The sequence below is a fragment of the Pseudomonas sp. GM24 genome (assembly GCF_000282235.1).
Taxonomy (GTDB): Bacteria; Pseudomonadota; Gammaproteobacteria; order Pseudomonadales; family Pseudomonadaceae; genus Aquipseudomonas.
In genome coordinates, this window is record NZ_AKJR01000206.1 from 83,742 (window position 1) to 107,081 (window position 23,340).

Genomic DNA, 23,340 nt, shown 5'->3' on the forward strand with positions numbered 1-23,340 from the left:
CACTATCAATGCATATCTGCATGGCTTATGAACTGGGAAGATCTACGTTATTTCTTGGCGATCGCACGGGCCGGAAGTCTTTCAGGGGCTGCCAGGACTTTGCGTGTCAATCAGGCAACCGTCAGTCGCCGGCTCGCTGCGTTGGAGGCCGAACTCAATGTTCGGCTTGTTGACAGGCTCACGCGTGAATCACCGTTGACGGCTATCGGGCAGCAGTTATTGGACGATCTCGTCGAAATCGACTCAAGAGCGTTCGCAATAGAGCGCAAGTGCCTGACTGCCAGCTCTACCGTGCGTTCGAAGGTAACGATCTCGGCGCCGCCTATCCTGTCGAGGCACTTGCTGACGCCGAATGTGGCAATGCTGTGTCGCCTGGATCCGCCCGTGCAACTCTCGATTCTTAGCGACTCCCATGTTGTTTCACTGTCCAGGCTTGAGGCTGATCTGGCACTGCGGCTTGCATCGCCGATCGAGGACACGGACATCGTCCGCAAAGTCGGGGTCATGAAATTTGGTCTCTATGCCGCGCCTGACTATTACAACATCCATGACGAGCACGCCTGGGAATTTGTCGGTTATAACGATCCAGACTTCGACTTTGCCCACAAACGTTGGCTCTACGAAATCATCGGCTCCAGGCGCGTGGCCTGTGAAGTGACCGACTTGAGTCAGCAGTACGACGCGGCGTGCACCGGCATCGCGGTTGCGGGATTGCCTTGCTTCATCGGCGATCCGGATCCTCGGCTGATCAGACTGGAAAGCGATCTGCCCATGCTCGATCTCGATATCTGGGTGGCCATGCATCCTGATCGGCGAAACGACACGGTGATACGCAGGACCGCCGATGCAATCGTGAAGTTACTGGCACCCTGCGGTTTGGGATTGGCCAGCAGTACTCGTTGATCCCGTTTCGCTTGACGCCCAGGGCAAACAGGCGCCCTGATACTCAGTGGTTGATGGCCGTAATTATTGCCAGACAGCGTTGAATCATTGGACTGATGTCGCCAGCCCGGCGACTCAGAATGATCGGCGATACCGCTTCGGAATCCTGAATAGGCGCGTAGGTGAGATCCGCACGATGTTGCTGCTGAACAGAGGCGGGGACCAGCGTGATGCCCAGTCCCGCCGCCACTAGGCCCAGGGCTGTCTGCAGCTCATTGGCCCATTGAGATACCCGCAGGCCCATACCGTGATTCGCAAACAACGCTAAAACATGATCGGCGTAGCTGGGTCTCGGGTTGGCCGGGTACAGCACGAAGGACTCGTGCGACAGGCGTTCCAGCGTAATGGTTTCACCCTGCAAACGGTGCCCGGTCGGCAGTACCGCGACCAGCGGATCTTCATAGAGCACTTGCTGGTGGATGGCGCCATCGTCGAAATGAATACGACCAAAACCGATGTCGATACGGCCGCTTTTCAGTGCCTCGATTTGCTGAAGCGTGGTCATTTCCTGCAGGCCCAGCTCAAGGTCTGAATCGCGGCGTAATTCTCGAATGAGTTCAGGCAGCAGCGCATAGAGGGTAGACGGCGCGAAGCCTATACCCAGCCATTGCCGCTGCCCCTCACCTATGCGTCGAGTGTTCTCGCACAGCTGTTCAAGCTGCTTGAGCAGCATGCCGCTGTGCTCATGGAAGTAGCGGCCCGCTTCGGTCAATTGCACCGGACGCGTGCGCTCCAGCAGCGCTGTACCTAAATGCTCTTCGAGTTGCTGAATCTGCCGGCTGAGCGGTGGCTGGGCGATATTCAGGCGCTCGGCGGCACGGGTGAAATTGAGTGTTTCAGCCACCGCTTGAAAGTAGCGGATATGTCTTAATTCCACGATACCTCCGAGGTATGGAGAGAGACAAAATGAATATTGGACGCAGTGGATACGTTGCGCGGATTCTAAGTTACATCAAACAAGATTCCGTGGGTATCGATGCACAGGCATCACGACCCATATCTGAACCTGCGCACAATGGAACCAGAAATGAACTTAACCCGGATCGAGCGCCTTGAGACGATCATCGTCGACTTGCCCACCATTCGCCCGCACAAGTTGGCCATGCATACCATGCAGGGGCAAACCCTGGTCATTCTTCGCCTGCTTTGCAGTGATGGTATCGAGGGCATCGGCGAAGCGACGACGATCGGTGGACTGGCTTACGGCAATGAGAGTCCGGAGAGCATCAAGACCAACCTCGACAGCTATTTCGCGCCGTTGCTGATTGGCCAGGATGCCGAGAACATCAATGCCGCGATGCAGCGTCTGGACAAGGCCATTAAAGGCAATACGTTTGCCCGGTCCGCAGTCGAAACGGCATTGCTGGACGCCCAAGGCAAGCGTTTAGGTCTGCCTGTCAGCGAACTCCTGGGCGGGCGCGTTCGCGATGCACTCGAAGTGGCGTGGACGCTGGCCAGTGGTGACACCGCCAAAGACATCCAGGAAGCCGAGCAGATGCTCGAGCTGCGTCGTCACCGCATTTTCAAACTGAAGATTGGCGCCAACGCGCTGGAGCGAGATCTTGCTCACGTGGTCGCGATCAAGAAAGCCCTTGGCGACCGCGCCAGTGTCAGGGTCGACGTGAACCAATACTGGAGCGAATCTCAAGCGATCAAGGGGTGCCAGGTCTTGGGAGAGAACGGGATCGACCTGATCGAGCAGCCCATCTCCCGGATCAATCGCGGCGGGCAGATTCGTCTCAACCAGCGCAGCCCGGCGCCAATCATGGCCGACGAATCCATCGAGTGTGTCGAGGATGCTTTCAGCCTCGCCGCCGATGGCGCAGCGAGTATTTTCGCCCTCAAGATCGCCAAGAACGGTGGCCCTCGCGCTGTCCTGCGCACCGCCCATATCGCTCAGGCGGCCGGCATTGCGCTGTATGGCGGCACGATGCTCGAAGGCGCCGTCGGCACGCTGGCATCGGCCCATGCCTTCATCACGCTTGAGCAATTGCAATGGCAAACCGAACTGTTCGGGCCGCTGCTGCTGACCGAAGAAATCGTTACCGAAGCACCGGTCTACCGCGACTTCCACTTGCATGTTGCGACCACACCAGGTCTGGGGCTGACGCTTGATGAAGATCGCCTGGCCCGCTTCCGTCGCCGCTAAACCTTGTTATCAGGAGATAAGAAAGATGCTCTTCCACGTAAAAATGACGGTGAGGCTTCCCGTGGACATGGACCCACAGAAAGCCGCGCGTTTGAAAGCCGATGAAAAGGAACTGGCGCAGCGTTTACAGACTGAAGGCAAATGGCGGCACCTGTGGCGTATCGCTGGTCACTACGCCAACTTCAGCGTTTTTGACGTCGAAAGCGTTGAGGCTTTGCATGACACGCTCATGCAATTGCCGCTGTTCCCGTACATGGATATCGAAGTGACTGGGCTCTGCCGCCATCCTTCATCGATCCACGAAGACGATCGTTAAGCGTTGCTCTTTGCGACTTTGAACATAATAAAAAGATGGGAACATAATCATGACTGTCAGAATTTCCAGCTCTGATGAGATCCAGGCATTTTTCAAACAAGCTGCTGGTTTGGACAATGATCAAGGCAACGTGCGAGTCAAACAGATCCTGCTGCGTGTATTGCAAGACAGTGCGCGTTTGATCGAAGACCTGCAGATTACCGATGACGAATTCTGGAGCGCAATCGACTACCTGAATCGCCTGGGCGGTCGCGGTGAAGCCGCTCTGCTCATGGCCGGACTTGGCCTCGAGCATTTCCTCGATTTGCTCAATGATGCCCGCGATGAACAGGCTGGCCACACCGGCGGCACGCCTCGCACCATCGAAGGCCCGCTGTATGTCGCCGGTGCTCCGCTGTGTGAAGGCGAAGCGCGTATGGACGATGGCAGTGAAGAGGGCGTCGCCACAACGCTGTTCATCGAAGGCCAGGTCGTCGACCTGCAAGGCCAGCCTGTCGCGGGCGCTATCGTCGACTTGTGGCAGGCCAATACCAAGGGCAACTACTCCTACTTCGATAAATCCCAATCGGCGTACAACTTGCGTCGGCGCATCGTTACGGATGCCGAGGGCCGCTATCGTGCGCGCAGTATCGTCCCGTCCGGGTATGGCTGCGATCCTCAGGGCCCGACTCAGGAATGCCTGAATCTGTTGGGTCGCCACGGTCAGCGTCCTGCGCATATTCACTATTTCATTTCAGCACCCGGTTACCGCCACCTGACCACTCAAATCAATCTGTCAGGCGAAAAGTACCTGTGGGACGACTTCGCCTACGCCACGCGAGAAGGCTTGATCGGTGAAGTGCGCTTCATTGATGACGCTCAATCGAGTGCCAAACGTGGTGTAGAAGGGCGTTTCGCCGAGCTGTCTTTCGACTTCCAACTGCAACCGGCTGAGGCTGCAACACAAGAGCAGCGGAGCTTGCGCCCGCGCGTGCTTCAGGACTGACGCAAGGGAAGGGTGGCAACTCCACGCAAGTTGCCACCTGACTTTCTTCCAGGTGCACACAGTGATGTGAAAGGCATTGAAGGGAACTCGCAGCCTGCAAAAGTAATAATAAAAATAAGAAAGGCTAACAATGAACAGTTATTCCAAGCCCTTGTTGTGCTCGTCTCTTTTGTGTGGCGTATCACTTGCCATGGCGCAAGAAGCAACACAATTGAAGTTGCCGCCCGTCAGCACCATTGCGTGGGCCGACAACCCACTGTACCTCGCCGATGAAAACATCCGTCGCAACGATCCGTTAGGTTCTATCCGCTACATTCCCTTGTCCGGTGATGCACGGGACTATCTCGCTATCGGTGGCGAAGTCAGATACCAGTATCAGGACTATCAACATGCCTTGCTGGGTGTGGGCGGGAAAGCCAATCCAAACAGCATGCTGCAACAGCGTCTGAGACTCAGCGCAGATCTCAATTTGAGTAATGGTCTGCGGGTATTTACCGAGCTGGGTGATAACCGCGAGTTTTTCTCCGAGCGGGTGAGTCGATTCAATCGCGACAAGACCGATCTGCAGCAAATGTTCGCCGAATATTCCATGGGAGATGATTCCTATGGAGTCTTTAACGTTCGGGGCGGACGTTTCGTGATGCCTATGGGCAGTGTGCGCCTTGCCGGACTTCGCGAAGGTGCCAACGTCCGCTACACCTATGATGGTGTGAAGCTGGGCTGGCAAACCCCGTGCAAGACCCGCTGGGAGCTGTTCTCGGTCAGTCCGACGCAGATCGATCCGCTCAAGTTCGATGACCAGCGCGATAAACATCAGGATTTTTCCGGGGTATACGGCACGGCAGTCTGGAGCCCTCTGGACAGCAATATTGATGTATTCGCCTATACCTTCGGTCGAGACAATGCGGTCTACACCAGTGTCGCCGGCAATGAGCGGCGCAACAGTTATGGCGTACGGTTTTATCGCCAATCCACGCCGTGGGATTACGACATTGAAGCCGTGGTGCAGGGTGGCAACAGCGGCGGCCAGGACATCCGCGCCTGGGGACTGATGACGCAGGCGGGTTACACCTTCAAAGATGTACCGCTAACGCCTCGCTTGGGGATTCGAGCCAACGCGTTCAGCGGCGACGACGATCCGAACGACAACACCCTCGGCGACTTCGTTGCGCCAGCGCTTGCATCAGGTCTGGTGTACACCGATGCCAATTGGTTTACCGCGACCAACATGATCAATGTCGCCCCCGTGGCATCGCTCAAATTGACCCAGGACGTGAAGCTCGAAGCGAACGTCGATGTCCTGATGCGTGAAAGCACCAAGGACGGCATCTATTACCTCCCGACCGCTGCTCCCTACGCGCCGAACCAGGGAAATGCGCGGCACGTCGCAACCAATACCAACTTCATCGTCGACTGGCGCGTGAACCGGTTCACGACCGTTCACGCCATGTATACCCATGTCCAGGCCGGGGCGGCCCTGGAGGATATCGGCGGTAAAGACACTGACTACTTCGGTATCTACACCCAGTTCGTTTTCTGATCCTTTGGCGATTCTTTGCCTGCTGAACAATAACAACGGAGTCCGCAATGTTCGTTAAACGTAAACCATCGATGATCTGTGCTGTTGCCCTGGCAGGAGGCATCAGCCTGCTTTCGCAACCCTACAGCCATGCAGCCTCGATAGAAAAAGACAGTCGCCCGAACATCGTGCTGATCGTGGCCGATGACATGGGCTATTCGGATCTGAGTGCGTTCGGCAGTGAAATTCAGACGCCCAACCTGGACGCCATCGCGAGGGCAGGGGTGACGTTCAGCAATTACCACACGGCCCCGACATGCTCACCGACGCGCTCCATGCTCATGAGCGGCACCGACAATCACATCGCCGGTGTTGGCACCATGGCCGAACTGGTACTTCCCGAGCAGGCAGGCAAACGCGGTTACGAGGGCTATCTGACCGATCGCGTTGTGGCCTTTCCGAAGCTGCTTCAGGCCAACGGTTATCGCACGATGATGGTGGGTAAATGGCACCTTGGCAAAACACCTGAACTGGGACCGAAGGCGCGAGGTTTTGACCAGTCCTTTGCGCTTCTCGAGGGCTCTGCCGACCATTTCACGCAAGGGGGCACCACCGACAGGAATCCCAAGGCGAGTTATCGATTGAATGGGGAAGATATCGACCTCCCGAAAAACTTCGATTACTCGTCGGATTACTTCACGCGCACGGCCATTGAGCAGATTGGAGCGGCTACCGACAAGCCGTTCTTCGCCTATCTGGCGTACACCGCACCGCACTGGCCACTGCAGGTACCCACAGCGTATCTCGAACGCTATCGCGGCCTCTACGACAAAGGCTATGCAAACATTGCCGAAGCACGCCTGAAACGGATGAAGGACAAAGGACTCGTCGCGCAGGATGTACAGATCAATCCCGGCCCCGGCGTATGGCCCACCTGGGAAAAGCTGTCACCCCGCGAGAGGGCGTTAGAGTCGCGACGAATGGAAGTTTATGCGGCAATGATCACTAATCTGGACGACAACGTCGGCAAGGTGGTCAAGCACCTCAAAGATACCGGGCAGTATGACAACACGGTGTTCGTGTTCTTTTCCGACAACGGCGCAGAAGGCAGTAATCCGGACGACGTCACGCCGAACAACGCGAAGTGGATTGCCGAAAACTTTGACAACTCACTGGACAATATCGGCAAGCCGGGATCATTCAGTGGGTATGGTCCAAACTGGGCACGTGTCAGCTCGACACCCTTCAGGATGTACAAGGCTTTTACCTATGAAGGCGGCATTCGTACTGCAGCGTTCATCGCCGGGCCGGGTATGCGACACGGGGAAGCTTCAGACGCTTATATGAGTGTGAAAGACCTTGCTCCCACGTTCCTGGAACTGGCTCGGGTCGAACACCCATCAACGCGCGATACCAGCGTTGAAAAAATGCAGGGGACGTCTGCACTGAGCTTTCTGAAAGCGGCCAGCCCTGCCATTCACCCGGAAGATCAGATGCAGTGCACCGAATTGTTCGGTCGAGTCTCACTGCTGCAAGGCAAATGGAAAATGACCTTCAGCAATACGCCTTGGGGGCCGGGCAAATGGGAACTCTTCGACATTCGCAAGGACCCGACCGAGCGCGCAGATCTCGCGGATCAGAATCCTCAGATTACCCGAACCTTGCTGAATCAATGGCAAGAGTGCCAAGCGCGTAACGGTATTACATGGGATGAACAACTCGCGACGAAAATCCGTTTCGGCAACGAGATTAAGCACTATGAAACAGTCGATTGATGCGCGCAGCGAAGAGGATCACGCCGTTGTCAGACTTGCCAACTGGCGCCGGCTGAAGGGCGGGTCGTTTCTGATGGGGTCGGATCGTCATTACCCGGAAGAAGCACCAGCCCATTGGGAGCAGGTCGAGGGTTTTGAGATTCAAGACACGCCGGTCACCAATGTCATGTTTGCCGAATTCATCGCATGCACCGGTTATGTCACGCAGGCCGAACGGCCCCTGAGACCTGAAGACTACCCCGGTGTGCCGCCCGCGCAGCTTCAACCTGCATCGCTGGTATTCATACCGCCAACCAGCCCTGTGCTTCTGGATGATGTGAGCCGCTGGTGGTCGTTGGTTCCGGGAGCTGATTGGTCTCACCCGCAGGGACCCGGTTCGAATCTACGCAATATGGACAATCATCCGGTGGTGCACGTCGGGCTCGAAGATGCCATGGCTTATGCCCAATGGGCAGGTTGCGACCTACCTACCGAGCAGGAGTGGGAATACGCCGCCTGGGGTGGGCATCAGGCAAGCGAGTTCGTTTGGGGGCATGAGTTGGCGCCTAATGGCCAGCACCAGGCAAACACCTGGCAGGGCGCCTTTCCCCACGAGAATCTGGAAGCCGACGGCTTCGCCGGTACGTCTCCGGTAAGAACCTTTCCCGGCAATGGATTCGACCTGTTCGACATGATCGGCAATGTCTGGGAGTGGACGACTTCGGTCTTCCAGACCACCCATGACGCGCCCCAAAAGTCATGTTGCACAAACGCGAAAATATCGGCGGGGATGAAGGTGCTCAAAGGTGGATCACACCTGTGTGCGCCCAACTATTGCCAGCGCTACCGTGCGCCAGCTCGATCGCCACAATCCGTTGACACTACCAGTTCTCACATTGGCTTCAGGTGTGTCAGGCGATGACTGAACAACAACAAAAAACGAGCGATGCCATGCGTAAAATCGATGCTTCAGCCCTGGTCGACGGGGCCCGTTTCAATGCCTTTCATGCGCGAGTGTTGTTCTGGTGCGCGTTGATCATCATCTTTGATGGCTACGACCTGGTGATCTACGGTGTCGTGCTGCCGTCCTTGATGGCCGAGTGGGATCTGACTGCGTTGCAGGCTGGCGCACTCGGTAGTTGTGCACTCGTCGGGATGATGCTGGGCGCACTGTTTTTCGGATCGCTATCGGACAGGATTGGCCGACGCAAAACCATCATGATGTGTGTGTTGCTGTTCAGCGGCGTAACAGCGCTGAACGGCTTTGCCTCCACGCCCGAAACCTTTGCGGTATGTCGCTTCATCGCCGGTTTGGGAATAGGTGGGGTCATGCCGAATGTCGTTGCCCTGATGAATGAATACGCGCCTCGTAAATCACGCAGTACGCTGGTCGCCATCATGTTCAGTGGGTACTCGCTGGGCGGGATGCTTTCGGCAGGGCTCGGGATGATCTTCATCCCCTTGTGGGGTTGGCAAGCGGTGTTCTATGTCGCATTGATTCCATTGTTGCTGACGCCGTTGCTGATCAAGCAACTGCCAGAGTCAATGGATTTTCTTCTGCGCAGCGGGCAAATCGAACGGGCCAAATTTTTGCTCGCCAAGGCGACGCCTGCCTATGCGCCTGAACCCGATGACCTACTGATCCATAACGTTTCGCAGGGAACGAAAGCCTCAATGGGAGAACTGTTTCGTGATGGGCGAACGATCAGTACGCTCGCTTTGTGGGTAGCGTTTTTCTGCTGCCTGTTAATGGTTTACGCATTGAGTTCCTGGTTGCCCAAGATCATGAGCAGCGCTGGATACGGGCTCAATTCAAGTCTGGCGTTTCTGTTTGTGCTCAACACGGGGGCTATCGTAGGCGCCATCGGTGGCGGATGGCTGGGTGATCGAGTCGGCATCGCCAAAGTGCTGTTGTTTTTCTTTGCCTGCGGAGCATTGTCCTTGAGCCTGTTGGCCGTGAAGGCTCCCTTGATGATGCTCTACTTGCTCATCGCGATTGCCGGAGCTTGCACAATCGGCACTCAGATTCTGGCGAACGCCTGCGCCGTTCAATATTACCCGCCACATGTCCGTTCCACCGGTTTGGGGTGGGCGATGGGGATAGGCCGGATAGGCGCAATCATCGGGCCCGTGCTTGGCGGTGTGTTGCACGGATCAAGCTTGCCACTGCAGGCCAGTTTCCTGGTATTTGCCGTTCCGGGCGTCATTGGTGCAGCGGCTATCCTGATATTTCTCAAGCGTCGAACGGTGCAGTCGCACGAAGAAGTCAGGTTACAACCCAGTGAATAAGCATCGAGTCCGGTTCGCACCGGGCCTAATGAGTACTGTCCGGGCGATTTTCAGATTCATCGTCGGTGGATGGCAGCCGCCAACCGTAGTGCAATGACGCCAGCCGCAGCAGGGTGCATCCTGCTGCGGTCAGCCACGAGACCATCACGGAATCGGCGCCGTTGTAACTCAGCAAAACTTCAACACCTGCCCCAGCCAACGCGGCAGACGCGTAGATTTCCCGCTGCAAAATGCTGGGCACACGCGACAGCAAAACATCCCTGAGCACACCGCCCCCGACAGCGCTGACCATCCCCAGCAATATCGCAACCTCGGCACCGGCGTGGACGGTCAGTGCCTTCTTTGCGCCTGCCACCGCGAATAACCCGAGGCCAATGGAATCGAACAATTGCACGGGGGATTTCATTCGACACACCATCGGGTAAGCACACACCACCCACGCTGAAGCGAGCAGCGACACGATCAGGTAGCGCCAACTCGACAGCCCGGCCGGCGGCAGTGTGCCGAGACACAGATCCCGCAGAATCCCGCCACCACAGGCAACGATGAACGTGATGGTCGCAATGCCAAACAGATCAAGGCGCTGCTGCCGTGCGGCAATGGCACCGCTCACGCCAAATGCAAACGTGCCGAGCAGGTCAATGACGGTGTAGATCAGGTGGGTGTCCATGCCTGGTTACTCAGCGTTGCCGAACCATGCGAATGCTGCGCAAAGCATCGATTCGAGCCCGGTACGCAATGTCGGGTGCAGCAAAGGCGCGAACTGCGGCGAGTGATTGCTCGGGATGCTGTTGATTTTTCCCGTGGCTTTGGCCTGTTCGTAGATCTGCGGATCTGTGCAACCCACGAACCAGAACACGTAGGGCACCTTCCACGCGCGGCCGAATACACTGAAATCTTCACTCGCAGCGGCCGGTGCGGTTTCATAAGCTCTGTCGCCAAACCAGGCGCCAAAGGCATCAGCCAAACGGCTGGATGCGCGCGCATCATTGACCGTCAACGGATAGCGGTTGATGGTGGTGATCTCGGGATCGCGCGGTGCGTTGGAGGCTGAGCATTCAGCGCAGCAGATGCGTTTGATCGCACCCAGCATGTGCTCGCGTACGTCTTCGTCGTAGGTGCGCATGTTGAGTTTCAACGTGGCATTGTCCGGGATGATGTTTTCCTTGGTGCCCGCTTGCAGCGAGCCGACCGTCAGCACGGCCTGATCGAGCGGAGAGACTTCTCTCGAGACGATGGTCTGCAGGCGCAGCACGGTGGATGCCGCCATGATCACCGGGTCAACCGACGTTTGCGGCTGAGAGCCGTGAGCTCCGCGCCCGAACATCTTGATTTTCAGGCTGTCGCCAGCCGAAAGAATGGTGCCGCTGCGGTGCCCCACAGTGCCGGCCGGCCCGACCATGACGTGCTGACCGAGAATGATGTCCGGCTTGGGGAAGCGATCGAGCATGCCGTCGTCGATCATGCTCTGCGCGCCAACACCCACTTCCTCGCCCGGCTGGAATACAGCCAGAAGCGTGCCACTCCAGGTACTGCGTTGTTCGGACAGAACCCGAGCCACTCCCATCAACCAGGTGACGTGCATGTCATGTCCACAGGAGTGGCAAACAGAAACTTCAACACCGTCTTCGTCGCGGGTGACCACATCGCTCGCATAGGGCAGGCCTGTGGCCTCAGCCATGGGCAATGCGTCCATGTCAGCGCGCAACATGACCACCGGACCGTCACCGTTACGCAACACACCGACAACACCGGTCACGCCGATTTCGCGCGTCACCTCGTACCCATAACGCTCCAGGTAGTCCGCGGCGATTTTCGCGGTGCGATACTCGTACATCGACAGTTCAGGATGACGGTGCAAGTCCTTGTAGACGTCCTCCAGTTCAGGCAACAAGGCATCAAGATCCGGAATCAACTTTTTCAGGGACGACATGGGGTACTCCTTATGTAAAAGAGGGCAGAAAAAAGAGGGGAGAGAGGTGGTGTCAGGAAGGCGGAAGCAAGCTTTCCATCAGTTTTGAAAGCAGACTATCCAGTGCCGCGCGCTCTTTGGGCGAGAGCGCAGAGACCAGTTGATCTTCAAGTTCGGAGCCGACGACAGTGGAGTCGTCAGCGATCTGCGAGCCCGCGGCAGTGGTACGCAATCCAACGCTACGGCGGTCGACCGGGTGAGGGGAGCGCGATATCAGATTCCGCGATTCGAGCAGTGCCAGAGTCTTGGAGAGCAGTGTCTTTTCCAGCAAGGCCCGTGCTGAAACTTCTTTCGGGGTGATATCAGGGCAGGCCTGAATCAAGCGCAGAACCCGCAATCCACGGACATCCAGATCCCAGTGCTGAAGGTAGACGGTATTCGCCCGTTCCATCAGCAGGGCACTGGCCATATCAAGCTTGAAATTCAGAAAGTCGGAATACATGGCGGGCTCCAGTCGTATGGCTGAAGTATAGAGATATAGTTGAATTATTCAACTATATTTTCAGTGGCTGGTTAATGCGGTGTGGAGGTGAAGCGTGAGTATCAGTCGCCGAACAGTGCATAACGCTGTCCGGCGCAGGGTTGAAGCCCTGTCACTTGATCAGCGGCACGCCACTGAGCGATTGCAGATCTTCAAAGCTGATATCGGCCAGAATCTCCCTGACTTTTAAGCCCTCAGGGGTCACGTCGAGGATGGCCAGGTCGGTATAAATCCGCGTCACGCAGCCAATGCCAGTCAGCGGGTAGGTGCATTGCGGCACCAACTTGCTTTCGCCTGTCTTGGTCAGGTGATCCATCATGACGAACACTTGGCGTGCGCCAGTCGCCAGGTCCATGGCACCGCCCACCGCTGGGATGGAACCTGCAGCACCGGTGTGCCAGTTGGCCAGGTCACCGTTGACCGAGACCTGAAAAGCACCCAGAACGGCGATATCGATGTGTCCACCACGCATCATTGAAAAGGAGTCTGCGTGATGAAAGTAGGCACCACCGGCCAGCAGCGTCACGTGTTGTTTGCCGGCATTGATCAGATCATCGTCTTCCTCACCCGGCGCGGGACTCGGGCCCATGCCCAACACACCGTTTTCACTGTGCAGGAACACTTCCTTGTCACCCAGATAATTGGCCACCAGCGTCGGCACGCCGATGCCGAGGTTCACGTAGGAGCCTTCAAGAATATCGTCGGCCACACGCTGGGCCATTTCGCTACGTGAGAGTTTATTCATAGCAGTCATGGCGGACCTCAGTTGACGTTGGTTTTAGCAAGACGGGCGAGCGGCACGGCGACCACGCGCTGAACGAAGATTCCCGGTGTGACAATGTGCTCGGGATCCAGCTCGCCCAACTCGACGATCTGGTTGACCTGAGCGATGGCGGTCGTCGCTGCCATGGCCATGATCGGCCCAAAATTGCGTGCAGCCTTGCGATAGGTGAGGTTGCCCCAGCGGTCTCCTTTCTCTGCCTTGATCAGTGCCACATCGGCGCGCAACGGCATTTCCAGCACGTAGTTGCGACCGTCGATCACCCGGGTCTCCTTGCCTTCGGCCAGCAACGTGCCGTAGCCGGTTGGCGAATAAAACGCACCGATACCTGAACCTGCGGCGCGAATGCGTTCAGCCAGGTTGCCTTGCGGGACGACTTCAAGTTGTACTTTTCCTGCCAGGTAGAGTTCGTCGAATACATAGGAATCGGATTGGCGTGGAAACGAACAGATGACCTTGGCAACCCGCCCAGCCTTGAGTAAGGCGGCAAGACCGATTTCACCGTTACCGGCATTGTTGCTGATGATGGTCAGCTCGCGGACGCCTGAGGCGATAACACCATCCACAAGCTCAGACGGCATGCCGGCGGTACCAAAACCACCGACCATGATGGTCGAACCATCGGCTATTCCATCAAGCGCTGCCGCGATGGATTCAAAGGTTTTGTTGATCAAGTCGTTCTCCTGTTATTCATCTTGATTGAACAGATCAATCAGCATGCGAACCGCAGGGCTGGCGGCGCCTGCAGCGATATGCGTAGCGTGCCAAACAATGAGTAAAGGAGGGTGTTCGAGCAGGCGATGTCGTGCGATTAGCGAACGCATCCGCGCGCGAATGGTAAGGATTCGACTGCAAATGTCTGGTGATGTTTGAGCGCCGTAATCGTCACCGATAACATCCGTGCGATGGTATTAACAATAGGTTTGGCGATCAATGCGCGTGTAACTGCTGGGGGTAGAAGAACTCTTTGCCAGCAGTTGACAGCAGCCTGTTGAACCGAGGGATACCCCAGGCTGCTGAGGTTGAGTAGAGGCTATTGCTTTTGCGGATCGAACTGCTTATCCCTGATGAATAACGCCGGGATCACCCCGCAAATAAAGTACGCCGCCCCCATCACGATAAAACCCACGCCGATTGAACCATGTGAAGCCAGGAAGCCAATAGCTGCAGGCGCGACCGCCGCACCTAAACGGCCCATGTTATACGCGCCGCCCACTGCAGAACCGCGTAATTTCGCCTCGAAACTTTCGGTCATGTACGTGGCGTTTACACCATAGGGAATACCGTACAGAAAGCCGAACACGACCAGCATCCAAAGTATGTTTTCCGGACTTTGGAACAGTACGATTACCGGTAGAAACCCTGCCGTCCCTAGCGCGCCAAATGCAAACACGGTTCGACGCCCGATGCGGTCTGCCGCCATGCCCGCAAGAATCTTGCCCAAAATCATTGCGGAGTAGGTACCCACCATATAACCGGTCATGGATTTGAGATCTATGCCTAATTCGCTCTCCAGATAAGTCGGCATCCAGTTGTTCACGCCGTAGTAGCCAAACTGGAGAAATCCGGCAGTCAGTGCCCAGCAGATAAACATCCGGCGAGCTTTAGGCTCACCGAAAATCTGTTTGAACATGCCTTCACGCTTTTCAATCGACCCTCGCTGTGTGCCGGCGAGTTTTTGTCGAGCACGCTCGGCTTGCGCGTCGATCCAGGCTTGAGGCTCCAGCACGAAGCGCTGCATTACTACTGCAAGCACCACCGGGATGATTGCGACATAGAAAAGCGCACGCCAGCCATGACTTGGCAGCATCCAACCGGCCAGCAGGGTGGCAACGATGTAGCCGACCGACCAACCCGCTTGCAACGTGCCGAGCACCGTTGTGCGGTAGCGAGTAGGGACGTATTCGGACATCAGCGTGTTACAAGCCACGTACAACGCGCCGATTCCAAGCGATGCCAGAAAACGAATGACCGCAAATTGCCAATAGCTGTGCGTCAGTCCCAGCATAGAGGTGCCGACGGAGAACAATACGATACTCCAGACAACAGTTTTCACCCGCCCGAAGCGATCGCAGGCCCAGCCCCCATAAATACCTCCGATAGCCATGCCGGCCAGGGTAAAGCTACCCAGGCTTCCGGCTTCGACATTGGTCAGGCCGAATTCAGACTTGAGGCTGCTGAGGCTGTAGGAAAGCAGCATCAGATCAGCGCCGTCGATCAGCAACCCGAGAAAGCAAAAAATGAATACCAGCACCCAGTTACCGGATTTGGCGTGCGCGGTCGCACTCGCCTGAGCAGCGTCCATGGAGTTACCTTTTTTATATTTGTAGGGGAACTTGACCCGAATGGTGCGCGTTTCTCGCCTTAGCTCTGAGCGTCGCGGATCATGTTTCGGGCAATGACTATCTGCTGGATCTGGGTGGTGCCTTCGTAGATCCGGAATAAGCGCACATCACGGTAAAAGCGTTCGATAGCGTATTCGCTCACGTAACCGGCGCCCCCGTGGATTTGCACGCAACGGTCGGCGACACGCCCGCACATTTCGGTGGAGAACATTTTCGCGCACGAGGCTTCGGTGCTGACGTTATGGCCATCATCTCGCTTGCGCGCGGCGTCCAGCACCATGCACCGACTGGCGTAGATTTCTGCCTTGCTGTCGGCAAGCATCGCCTGAATCAGCTGGAACTCGGCGATGGGTTTGCCGAACTGTTTGCGTTCCAATGCATAGCGCAAGGCATCATCCAGCATACGTTCTGCAGCGCCGACGCTCAGTGCCGCGATATGCAGGCGCCCTTTGTCGAGCACCTTCATGGCGGTCTTGAAACCGACACCTTCGATACCACCGATGAGCTGGCTCGCGGGGACTCTCGCATTCTCGAAAATCACGTCACAGGTGTGAGCCCCTTTGTGGCCCATTTTGTGGTCGGGTTTACCCAGAGAAACACCCGGGGTACCGCGCTCCACAATAAACGCGCTGATACCGCCGGCACCTTTGATCTCGGTGCTGGTACGCGCCATAACCGTATATATGCCAGCATGCGGCGCGTTAGTGATGAAGCGTTTGGTGCCATTGAGGATATAGGTATCGCCATCACGCACCGCGCTGGTTTTGAGTGAGGCTGCATCAGAACCTGCATCCGGCTCGGTCAGGCAGAAAGAACTGAGCAATTCACCACTGGCAAGTTTGGGCAGGTAGTGCTGTTTCTGCTCGTCAGTGCCATCCAGCAAAATGCCGATAGAGCCAATCCCATTGTTGGTGCCAATGTAGGAGCGGAACGCCGGGGATGTACGTCCCAGCTCGAAGGCGATATTCACCTCTTCCTCCATCGTGACACCCAGCCCGCCAAACTCTTCCGGCAGTGTCAGACCAAACAGACCCATGGCTTGCATCTGTTCAACGATGTCCTGGGGGATTGCGTCGGTGTCGGCCACCTCGTTTTCCCGAGGGATCAGCACTTCGCCGACAAACTGACGAAGTGAGTCCAGAAGAATCTGCAGGGTTTCGGTATCACGGATCATGTGCGCTCCTAACGCTCGCAGGCGAGCGGTTCTTTATTGGGGCGCCGTCACTCCGTTGCGTCAGCGAGCAGCGGCACCGATGTTATTAACCATGTTGATCAGGCGAGGCCCGATGTCGTCCATGAGCTGTTCGCGGGGCAGTTGAAAACTCGGCCCACCGCAGTTGAACGTCAGCAACCCGTATTGCGGGTGCACCAACGGCACGGCCACGGAATTGACGTCGCGATGCCACTCACCGATCGACAGACAGAAGCCGTAGTCGGCGTAATCTCTGAATGCCCGGTCCAGCCCTTTGCGGATGGCTGGCCACTGCTCCGATTCGCGCTGGCGAATGTGATCGAGCAAAAACTCCCGCTCGGTTTCCGGCATGGCCGCCAGGCATGCACGGCCTACTGAACTCTGTGCAAGGGGCAAGTAGCTGCCGATCTGACGACGCATGGTCATGTTGCCCTGGCCCTGGACCACATCTAGGTACACCATTTGGAGGCGGTCACGAGAGGCCATGGCGACGGCGGCCTGGGCGTGGTTCGCCAGCTCCTCCATCAACGGATGGGCCACCGTGCGAATCGCCAGGTTCGACAACATGGCGTAGCCAAAACCCAACACCCCGACATCCAGCTGATACTTGCCCGAATGCACTTCTCGTTTGAGGCAGCCCAGACGCATCAGCGTATTGGTCAGTCGCGTCACGGTCGGTTTGGGCAGGCCGGTCATGCGCGCCAGGTCCTGATTGCCCAGCACGTTGTCGCGCGGGGTGAAACACCTCATCAGTTCCAGGCCGCGTGCCAATGCCGTCACGAATTGGCCGCTGTTTTCGTCGTCGCTCAGTGCGCTGGCGGGGTCGAGCATGCCCATCTTCAGAAACCCGATTTCATCCGCTCCCTTGGTCGTGTCAGCTGCCTGCTGATCTGCCTTGATGCGAGCCATGGTAGAACCTCACTTTAAAAAAATGCAAGAAAATAAAATAGAGTTTCGTCTGGCGAAATTGTATTCGCTTGCGATAAAAATACCAATAGCTTTTTTGTTGGCGGATAAAAACCAGTAATCATTGAGCTTTGTTAGATTTTTTGTGTTTTATGTTTACAGAGAATTGGAAGCCTCCCTATGATGGATTGAAAATACGGTACTCAGTTTCGCCTATCGAAACAATAATAAGAGGTCGCTATGAACTCCCAACCAGAACCGGTCGTGCATGTACAGATTCGCGAGGATGGCGTCGCTGTCGTACGTATTGAACGGCCCGAAGTAAAGAACGCCCTTAACAGCGCAGTGCGCGAACAACTGGCCGAGAGCTTTCGTGCGCTATCCGTTGATGCGCGGGTGCGTTCGATCGTCCTCACCGGCGGCGAACAGTGTTTCGTCGCCGGTGCCGACATCCGCGAGTTCGCCCAGGCCAGCCCGATCGAGATGTACAGTCGTCACACGGAATACCTGTGGGATGCCATCGCTCGTTGCCCTAAACCGGTGATCGCCGCGGTCAACGGTTTTGCCTTGGGTGGCGGCTGCGAGCTGGCGATGCACTGCGACATTATTGTTGCCGGACACTCGGCGCGCTTCGGTCAGCCTGAGGTCAAGCTAGGCCTGATGCCGGGGGCGGGGGGCACGCAACGGCTGATCCGTGCGGTCGGTAAGTTCCAGGCCATGCGTATCGCGCTGACGGGCTGCCTGGTGCCCGCGCCCGAGGCGCTTGCAATAGGCATGGTCAGCGAGGTGGTGAGTGATGAGCGCACGTTGCCGCGCGCGCTTGAGCTCGCATCAGAGATTGCCGCATTGCCACCGTTGGCGGTTGCGCAGATCAAGGAAGTGATGTTGCTCGGTGCCGACTTACCCCTGGACAGTGCGCTGGCCTTGGAACGTAAGGCGTTCCAGTTGCTGTTTGACTCGCGGGATCAAAAGGAGGGTGCCAACGCCTTCCTGGAAAAACGCAAAGCCAGCTTTTTGGGGGAATGACCCATGACACGTGAAATCAAGCGCATGGCGGTGGTGGGTGCCGGCGTCATGGGCACCGGCATTGCCCAGATTGCAGCCCAGGCAGGTGTTGAAGTCTTGCTGTTTGACAACCGCGAGGGCGCCGCCGAGGCCGCTCGCGCAAACCTGGGGCAGACCCTGGATAAGCTGGTTGCCAAGGGCAAGGTTCCCGGCAGCGATGCCCAGGCAACACTTGAGCGTTTGCGGGTGGCGACGGCTTTAACCGAGCTCAGCGATGTTGACCTGGTGGTGGAGGCCATTATTGAGCGCCTGGATGCCAAACAGGCCTTGCTGGCCCAACTTGAAGCGGTGGTGCGCGATGACTGCATATTGGCCACCAACACCTCATCGCTGTCCGTGACCAGCATCGCGCGTGAGTGCAAGCACCCGGAACGTGTGGCGGGCTTTCACTTCTTCAACCCGGTACCGCTGATGAAGGTGGTGGAGGTCATCGATGGCTTGGCAAGCGATCCGCGCGTCGGCGACAGCTTGCAAGCGCTGGCTACGCGGATGGGACATCGCGGGATCCGGGCCAAGGACACCCCCGGTTTTATCATCAACCACGCCGGGCGTGCCTACAGCACCGAAGCCCTGCAGATACTCAAGGAATGCGTAACGGAACCCGCAGAGATTGACCGCATCCTGCGTGAAGGCTTGGGGTTCCGCATGGGGCCGCTGGAGTTGTTCGACCTTACGGCGCTGGATGTGTCCCACCCGGTGATCGAGTCAATCTACAACCAGTTCTACCAGGAACCGCGTTATCGTCCGGCCGCGCTGACCCGCCAGATGCTCGAGGCGGGGTATGTCGGGCGTAAGGTCGGGCGTGGTTTCTACCGGTATGTCGATGGCCAGAGGGTGGATGCGCCGGAGCCGCAGGCCGTACCTACTGTGGACGCGTTTCCGCCCGTCTGGTTGGGTACCGAAAACGACAATGACCGCGCCAGCTTGAGCGCATTGCTGGAGCAACTCGGCGCGCAGGTAGAGCAGGGGGCCACACCGTCGGATGATGCGTTGTGCCTGCTGGCACCGTATGGGGATGACGCCACTCGCGCGGCGCAACGCTTTGCCACCGACCCGACCCGTACCGTTTGCATCGACCCGCTGCTCGACTGCACTCGTTACCGCACGCTGATGCTTACCCCCACCACCCGCGTCGACCTGCGCAATGCCGCACACGCATTGCTTGCACGCGATGGTGTGGGTGTCAGCGTGATCAATGACAGTGTCGGCTTTGTGGCCCAACGGGTGCTGGCGATGATCGTCAACCTGGCGGGCGATATCGTGCAACAACGCATTGCCAGCGTCGAAGACCTGGACGAAGGCGTGCGCCGGGGGCTGGGTTACCCGCAAGGGCCATTGGCCTGGGGGGACAGCGTCGGGCCCCAGCGGTTGCTGACTATCCTGGAGCGCATGACTGAACTGACCGGTGACCCTCGTTACCGACCTGGCCCGTGGCTGCGCCGTCGTGCGGCACTCAGCCTGTCGCTGTGCCATCCCGAACCGACCCTGACTTGATCCCTTAACGCTTAGGAAACTGCCATGCTCAACGCTTATATTTTTGCAGGGTTGCGCACGCCTTTCGGTCGCCACGCTGGCGCGCTGGCGCCCGTGCGGCCCGATGATCTTGCGGCCCATGTGATCCGGGAATTGCTGGCTCGCTATGCCATCCCTGGCGATGCCATCGAAGACGTGATCCTTGGTAATACCAACCAGGCCGGTGAAGACAGTCGCAATATTGCGCGTCACGCTGCGCTGCTCGCCGGTTTGCCTGTGACGGTGCCGGGGCAGACGATCAATCGGCTGTGCGCCAGTGGGCTGGCCGCGGTAATCGATGCCGCCCGGGCTGTTACCTGTCAGGAAGGCGAACTGTTCGTTGCCGGCGGGGTGGAGAGCATGTCCCGTGCTCCCTTCGTGATGGCCAAAGCAGAGGCGGCCTACAGCCGCGATTTCACAGTGTTCGACAGCACCATCGGCGCACGCTTTCCCAACCCGAGGATTGTGTCCGAGTTCGGTAACGACAGCATGCCGCAGACCGGCGACAACGTGGCCCAGGAATACGGCATTGACCGGGCCCAGGCCGATGTTTTCGCTGCGCGTTCCCAGGCGAATTACCATGCCGCACGCCAGCGCGGTTTCTTCAACGACGAACTCCTCAGTGTCAGTGTCCCTACTAGTCGGAAGACGCCGCCCAACCTGGTCGAGCAAGACGAACACCCACGCCCACAATCCGACCTTGCGGCCCTCACGCGCCTAAGCCCTTTGCACGAAGGTGGTGTGGTCACCGCCGGCAACGCTTCAGGTGTAAACGATGGGGCGGCGGCACTGCTGATCGGTACTGCCGCCGCCGGTGAGCGCCACGGGTTAGTGCCTATGGCGCGAATTCTCTCGAGCGCCGCCGCAGGTGTTGCGCCGCGCATCATGGGCGTCGGCCCGGTGGAGGCGATCAACAAAGCCTTGGCCCGCGCCGGCCTGACGCTGGCGGACATGGATATCATCGAAATCAACGAAGCGTTTGCCAGCCAGGTGCTGGGTTGTCTAAAGGGGCTGGGCCTTGCGCTTGACGATCCTCGGGTCAACCCCAACGGTGGCGCGATCGCGGTGGGCCACCCACTGGGTGCCTCAGGCGCGCGCTTGGCGCTGAGTACCGCGCGGGCGTTGCAGGAAAGCGGAAAACGCTTCGCCGTGGTCAGTCTGTGTATCGGTGTCGGCCAAGGGCTGGCGATGGTTATCGAGCGCGCGTGAACGCTCAAGTAAAGGTGAAATGACATGGGTGCTTTGACTGGATACCGCGTGCTCGACTTGAGCCGTGTACTTGCCGGGCCCTGGTGCGGGCAAACCCTCGCCGACCTCGGCGCGGAAGTGATCAAGGTGGAACGGCCAGGCGTCGGTGACGACACCCGCGGCTGGGGGCCGCCCTGGATGAAAGGCCAGAGCGACGAGCTGACCTCTGAGGCCTCCTATTATCAGTCGACCAATCGCGGTAAGTTATCGGTGGCGCTCAACTTGGCCAGCCCGGAAGGGCAGGCGTTGGTACGTGCCCTGGCGACCGATTGCGACGTGCTGATCGAAAACTACAAGGCTGGTTCCCTGGCCAAGTATGGGTTGGATTACGCGTCGCTGGCGGAGTTGAACCCACGCTTGGTGTACTGCTCCGTCACCGGTTTCGGGCAGACCGGCCCGCGTGCTGCCGAGCCCGGTTACGACTTTATCGTGCAGGGCATCGGCGGGCTGATGAGCATCACCGGGGAACGCGATGACTTGCCCGGTGGCGGACCGCAAAAGGTCGGCGTGGCTTTTTCCGACCTGATGACCGGGTTGTATTCCACGGTGGCGATCCAGGCGGCGCTGCTTAGCCGGGAAAAGACCGGGCTCGGTCAGCATATCGATATGGCGTTGCTGGATGTGCAGGTTGCCACCCTGTGCAACCAGAGTCAGAACTTCCTGGCCTCCGGCAAGCCGCCTGGGCGATATGGCAACGCTCACGCCAATATTGTGCCGTATCAGGTATTCCGCGCCAGTGACCAGGACTTCATCATCGCCTGCGGCAACGACTCGCAATTCGTCGCGTTGTGCGAGGCCATTGACCTCGCACACCTGCCTGAAGATCCACGTTTCACGCGTAACGCCGACCGGGTGGCCAATCGCGAAGCGATTATCGAAATCTTGTCTCGGCATTTCCTTGAGGGGCGCGCGCAGGCATGGATCGACCGTATTCACCCTCGGGGTGTGCCAATAGGCGCGATCAACAGCATCGACCAGGCGCTGGATGAGCCTCAGGTCAAGGCGCGCAATATGCTGGTGACGATACCCCATCCGCTGAAGGCCGATTTCGTGACCGTCGGCAGCCCGATCAAGATGTCGGGTACGCCGGTGGAATACCTGCGCCCGGCGCCGATGCTCGGTGAGCATACGGATGAAGTGCTTAAGCGTCAGTTGGGGTTGGACGACGAGCGCCTGGCGCAACTGAAGGCCAGCGGCGTGATTGAGCAGTTGGGCGAGCGCTGATTCGCTTTCCCGGCGCGCCGAACGCGAGCCGGGCTCTTTTTTTTGCAATGGAGTTTTCCATGAAAGTCCTCGTAGCCATCAAGCGGGTGGTCGACTACAACGTCAAGGTCCGGGTTAAAGCGGACAACTCAGGCGTCGATCTTGCGAATGTAAAAATGTCGATGAACCCATTCTGTGAAATCGCCGTGGAAGAAGCCGTACGCCTGAAAGAGAAAGATGTTGCGACTGAAATCGTCGTCGTCTCCATCGGCCCGTCCACCGCTCAAGAGCAACTGCGCACCGCGCTGGCTCTGGGTGCCGACCGCGCCATCCTCGTCGAATCCGCTGAAGACCTGACGTCCCTGGCCGTTGCCAAACTGTTGAAAGCGGTTGTCGACAAGGAACAGCCTCAGATGGTGATCCTCGGCAAACAAGCCATCGACAGCGACAACAACCAGACTGGCCAGATGCTGGCTGCGCTGACCGGTTACGGTCAGGGCACCTTCGCCTCGAAAGTCGAAGTCAGCGGCGACAGCGTTGCCGTCACCCGCGAAGTCGACGGCGGCGCACAGACGGTTTCCCTGAAACTGCCGGCCATCGTTACCACCGACCTGCGTTTGAACGAGCCGCGTTATGCGTCCCTGCCAAACATCATGAAAGCCAAGAAGAAGCCTCTCGAAG

22 protein-coding genes are annotated in these 23,340 nt (G+C 57.8%); 13 read left to right on the forward strand and 9 right to left on the reverse strand.

Going from position 1 to position 23,340, the window contains the following annotated elements:
* Positions 1-27: 27 nt before the first annotated feature.
* A complete protein-coding gene (locus PMI23_RS22350) occupies positions 28-903 on the forward strand; it encodes a LysR family transcriptional regulator (RefSeq protein ID WP_007910381.1) in 876 nt (291 codons plus the stop codon).
* Between the two features lie 43 nt (positions 904-946).
* On the opposite strand, the gene PMI23_RS22355 is transcribed toward PMI23_RS22350, so the two are convergent.
* Positions 947-1,819, reverse strand: coding sequence for a LysR family transcriptional regulator (locus tag PMI23_RS22355; RefSeq protein WP_007910380.1), 873 nt, complete (start codon positions 1,817-1,819; stop codon positions 947-949).
* A 150-nt stretch (positions 1,820-1,969) separates the two neighbouring features.
* On the opposite strand from PMI23_RS22355, the gene PMI23_RS22360 reads away from it, so the two are divergent.
* The 7 genes from PMI23_RS22360 (at position 1,970) to PMI23_RS22390 (ending at position 9,954) form a co-directional block, all read left to right on the forward strand.
* Positions 1,970-3,091 carry a muconate cycloisomerase family protein gene (locus PMI23_RS22360; protein WP_007910378.1) on the forward strand — a complete coding sequence of 374 codons (1,122 nt, stop codon included), beginning with the start codon at positions 1,970-1,972 and terminating at the stop codon, positions 3,089-3,091.
* A 25-nt stretch (positions 3,092-3,116) separates the two neighbouring features.
* Entirely contained in the window at positions 3,117-3,407 is a 291-nt protein-coding gene (gene catC / locus PMI23_RS22365) for a muconolactone Delta-isomerase (RefSeq protein ID WP_007910377.1), read from the forward strand.
* A 49-nt stretch (positions 3,408-3,456) separates the two neighbouring features.
* The gene (gene catA, locus PMI23_RS22370) at positions 3,457-4,392 is read left to right on the forward strand and encodes a catechol 1,2-dioxygenase (protein ID WP_007910374.1); all 936 of its coding nucleotides are present in this window, start codon (positions 3,457-3,459) and stop codon (positions 4,390-4,392) included.
* A gap of 130 nt (positions 4,393-4,522) precedes the next feature.
* Positions 4,523-5,932, forward strand: coding sequence for an alginate export family protein (locus PMI23_RS22375; protein WP_007910372.1), 1,410 nt, complete (start codon positions 4,523-4,525; stop codon positions 5,930-5,932).
* Between the two features lie 47 nt (positions 5,933-5,979).
* On the forward strand, positions 5,980-7,686 hold the full coding sequence (locus PMI23_RS22380; protein ID WP_007910370.1) for an arylsulfatase: 1,707 nt from the start codon (positions 5,980-5,982) through the stop codon (positions 7,684-7,686).
* On the forward strand, positions 7,670-8,587 hold the full coding sequence (locus tag PMI23_RS22385) for a formylglycine-generating enzyme family protein (RefSeq protein ID WP_007910368.1): 918 nt from the start codon (positions 7,670-7,672) through the stop codon (positions 8,585-8,587). The genes PMI23_RS22380 and PMI23_RS22385 overlap by 17 nt, the downstream gene beginning before the upstream one ends.
* A gap of 29 nt (positions 8,588-8,616) precedes the next feature.
* Positions 8,617-9,954: an MFS transporter gene (locus PMI23_RS22390; RefSeq protein WP_007910366.1), complete on the forward strand. Its 1,338-nt coding sequence runs from the start codon at positions 8,617-8,619 to the stop codon at positions 9,952-9,954.
* Positions 9,955-9,979: 25 nt separating this feature from the next.
* On the opposite strand, the gene PMI23_RS22395 is transcribed toward PMI23_RS22390, so the two are convergent.
* The 8 genes from PMI23_RS22395 to PMI23_RS22430 all read right to left on the reverse strand — a co-directional run bounded on the left by PMI23_RS22395 (position 9,980) and on the right by PMI23_RS22430 (position 17,634).
* A complete protein-coding gene (locus PMI23_RS22395; protein WP_007910364.1) occupies positions 9,980-10,624 on the reverse strand; it encodes a trimeric intracellular cation channel family protein in 645 nt (214 codons plus the stop codon).
* Positions 10,625-10,630: 6 nt separating this feature from the next.
* On the reverse strand, positions 10,631-11,887 hold the full coding sequence (locus PMI23_RS22400; protein WP_007910363.1) for a M20 family metallopeptidase: 1,257 nt from the start codon (positions 11,885-11,887) through the stop codon (positions 10,631-10,633).
* Positions 11,888-11,939: 52 nt separating this feature from the next.
* Complete coding sequence (locus PMI23_RS22405; RefSeq protein WP_007910362.1) at positions 11,940-12,368, reverse strand: MarR family winged helix-turn-helix transcriptional regulator; 429 nt, start codon at positions 12,366-12,368, stop codon at positions 11,940-11,942.
* 151 nt (positions 12,369-12,519) lie between these two features.
* Entirely contained in the window at positions 12,520-13,161 is a 642-nt protein-coding gene (locus PMI23_RS22410) for a 3-oxoacid CoA-transferase subunit B (protein ID WP_007910361.1), read from the reverse strand.
* 8 nt (positions 13,162-13,169) lie between these two features.
* Positions 13,170-13,862, reverse strand: coding sequence for a 3-oxoacid CoA-transferase subunit A (locus tag PMI23_RS22415; protein WP_007910360.1), 693 nt, complete (start codon positions 13,860-13,862; stop codon positions 13,170-13,172).
* A gap of 359 nt (positions 13,863-14,221) precedes the next feature.
* Positions 14,222-15,493 (reverse strand): MFS transporter, encoded by a 1,272-nt coding sequence (locus tag PMI23_RS22420; protein ID WP_007910359.1) that lies wholly within the window; start codon positions 15,491-15,493, stop codon positions 14,222-14,224.
* Positions 15,494-15,552: 59 nt separating this feature from the next.
* Positions 15,553-16,707: an acyl-CoA dehydrogenase family protein gene (locus PMI23_RS22425; protein ID WP_007910357.1), complete on the reverse strand. Its 1,155-nt coding sequence runs from the start codon at positions 16,705-16,707 to the stop codon at positions 15,553-15,555.
* A gap of 60 nt (positions 16,708-16,767) precedes the next feature.
* Entirely contained in the window at positions 16,768-17,634 is an 867-nt protein-coding gene (locus PMI23_RS22430; protein WP_007910356.1) for an IclR family transcriptional regulator, read from the reverse strand.
* 237 nt (positions 17,635-17,871) lie between these two features.
* Between PMI23_RS22430 and PMI23_RS22435 the strand changes: the two genes are divergently transcribed.
* From PMI23_RS22435 to PMI23_RS22455, 5 genes are all read left to right on the forward strand, one after another.
* A complete protein-coding gene (locus PMI23_RS22435; RefSeq protein WP_007910355.1) occupies positions 17,872-18,657 on the forward strand; it encodes an enoyl-CoA hydratase in 786 nt (261 codons plus the stop codon).
* Between the two features lie 3 nt (positions 18,658-18,660).
* Positions 18,661-20,190 carry a 3-hydroxyacyl-CoA dehydrogenase gene (locus PMI23_RS22440; RefSeq protein WP_007910354.1) on the forward strand — a complete coding sequence of 510 codons (1,530 nt, stop codon included), beginning with the start codon at positions 18,661-18,663 and terminating at the stop codon, positions 20,188-20,190.
* A 24-nt stretch (positions 20,191-20,214) separates the two neighbouring features.
* Positions 20,215-21,417 (forward strand): 3-oxoadipyl-CoA thiolase, encoded by a 1,203-nt coding sequence (locus PMI23_RS22445; RefSeq protein ID WP_007910353.1) that lies wholly within the window; start codon positions 20,215-20,217, stop codon positions 21,415-21,417.
* A 24-nt stretch (positions 21,418-21,441) separates the two neighbouring features.
* The gene (locus PMI23_RS22450; protein WP_007910352.1) at positions 21,442-22,680 is read left to right on the forward strand and encodes a CaiB/BaiF CoA transferase family protein; all 1,239 of its coding nucleotides are present in this window, start codon (positions 21,442-21,444) and stop codon (positions 22,678-22,680) included.
* Positions 22,681-22,739: 59 nt separating this feature from the next.
* A partial coding sequence (locus PMI23_RS22455; RefSeq protein ID WP_007950149.1) for an electron transfer flavoprotein subunit beta/FixA family protein occupies positions 22,740-23,340 on the forward strand: 601 nt, incomplete at its 3' end.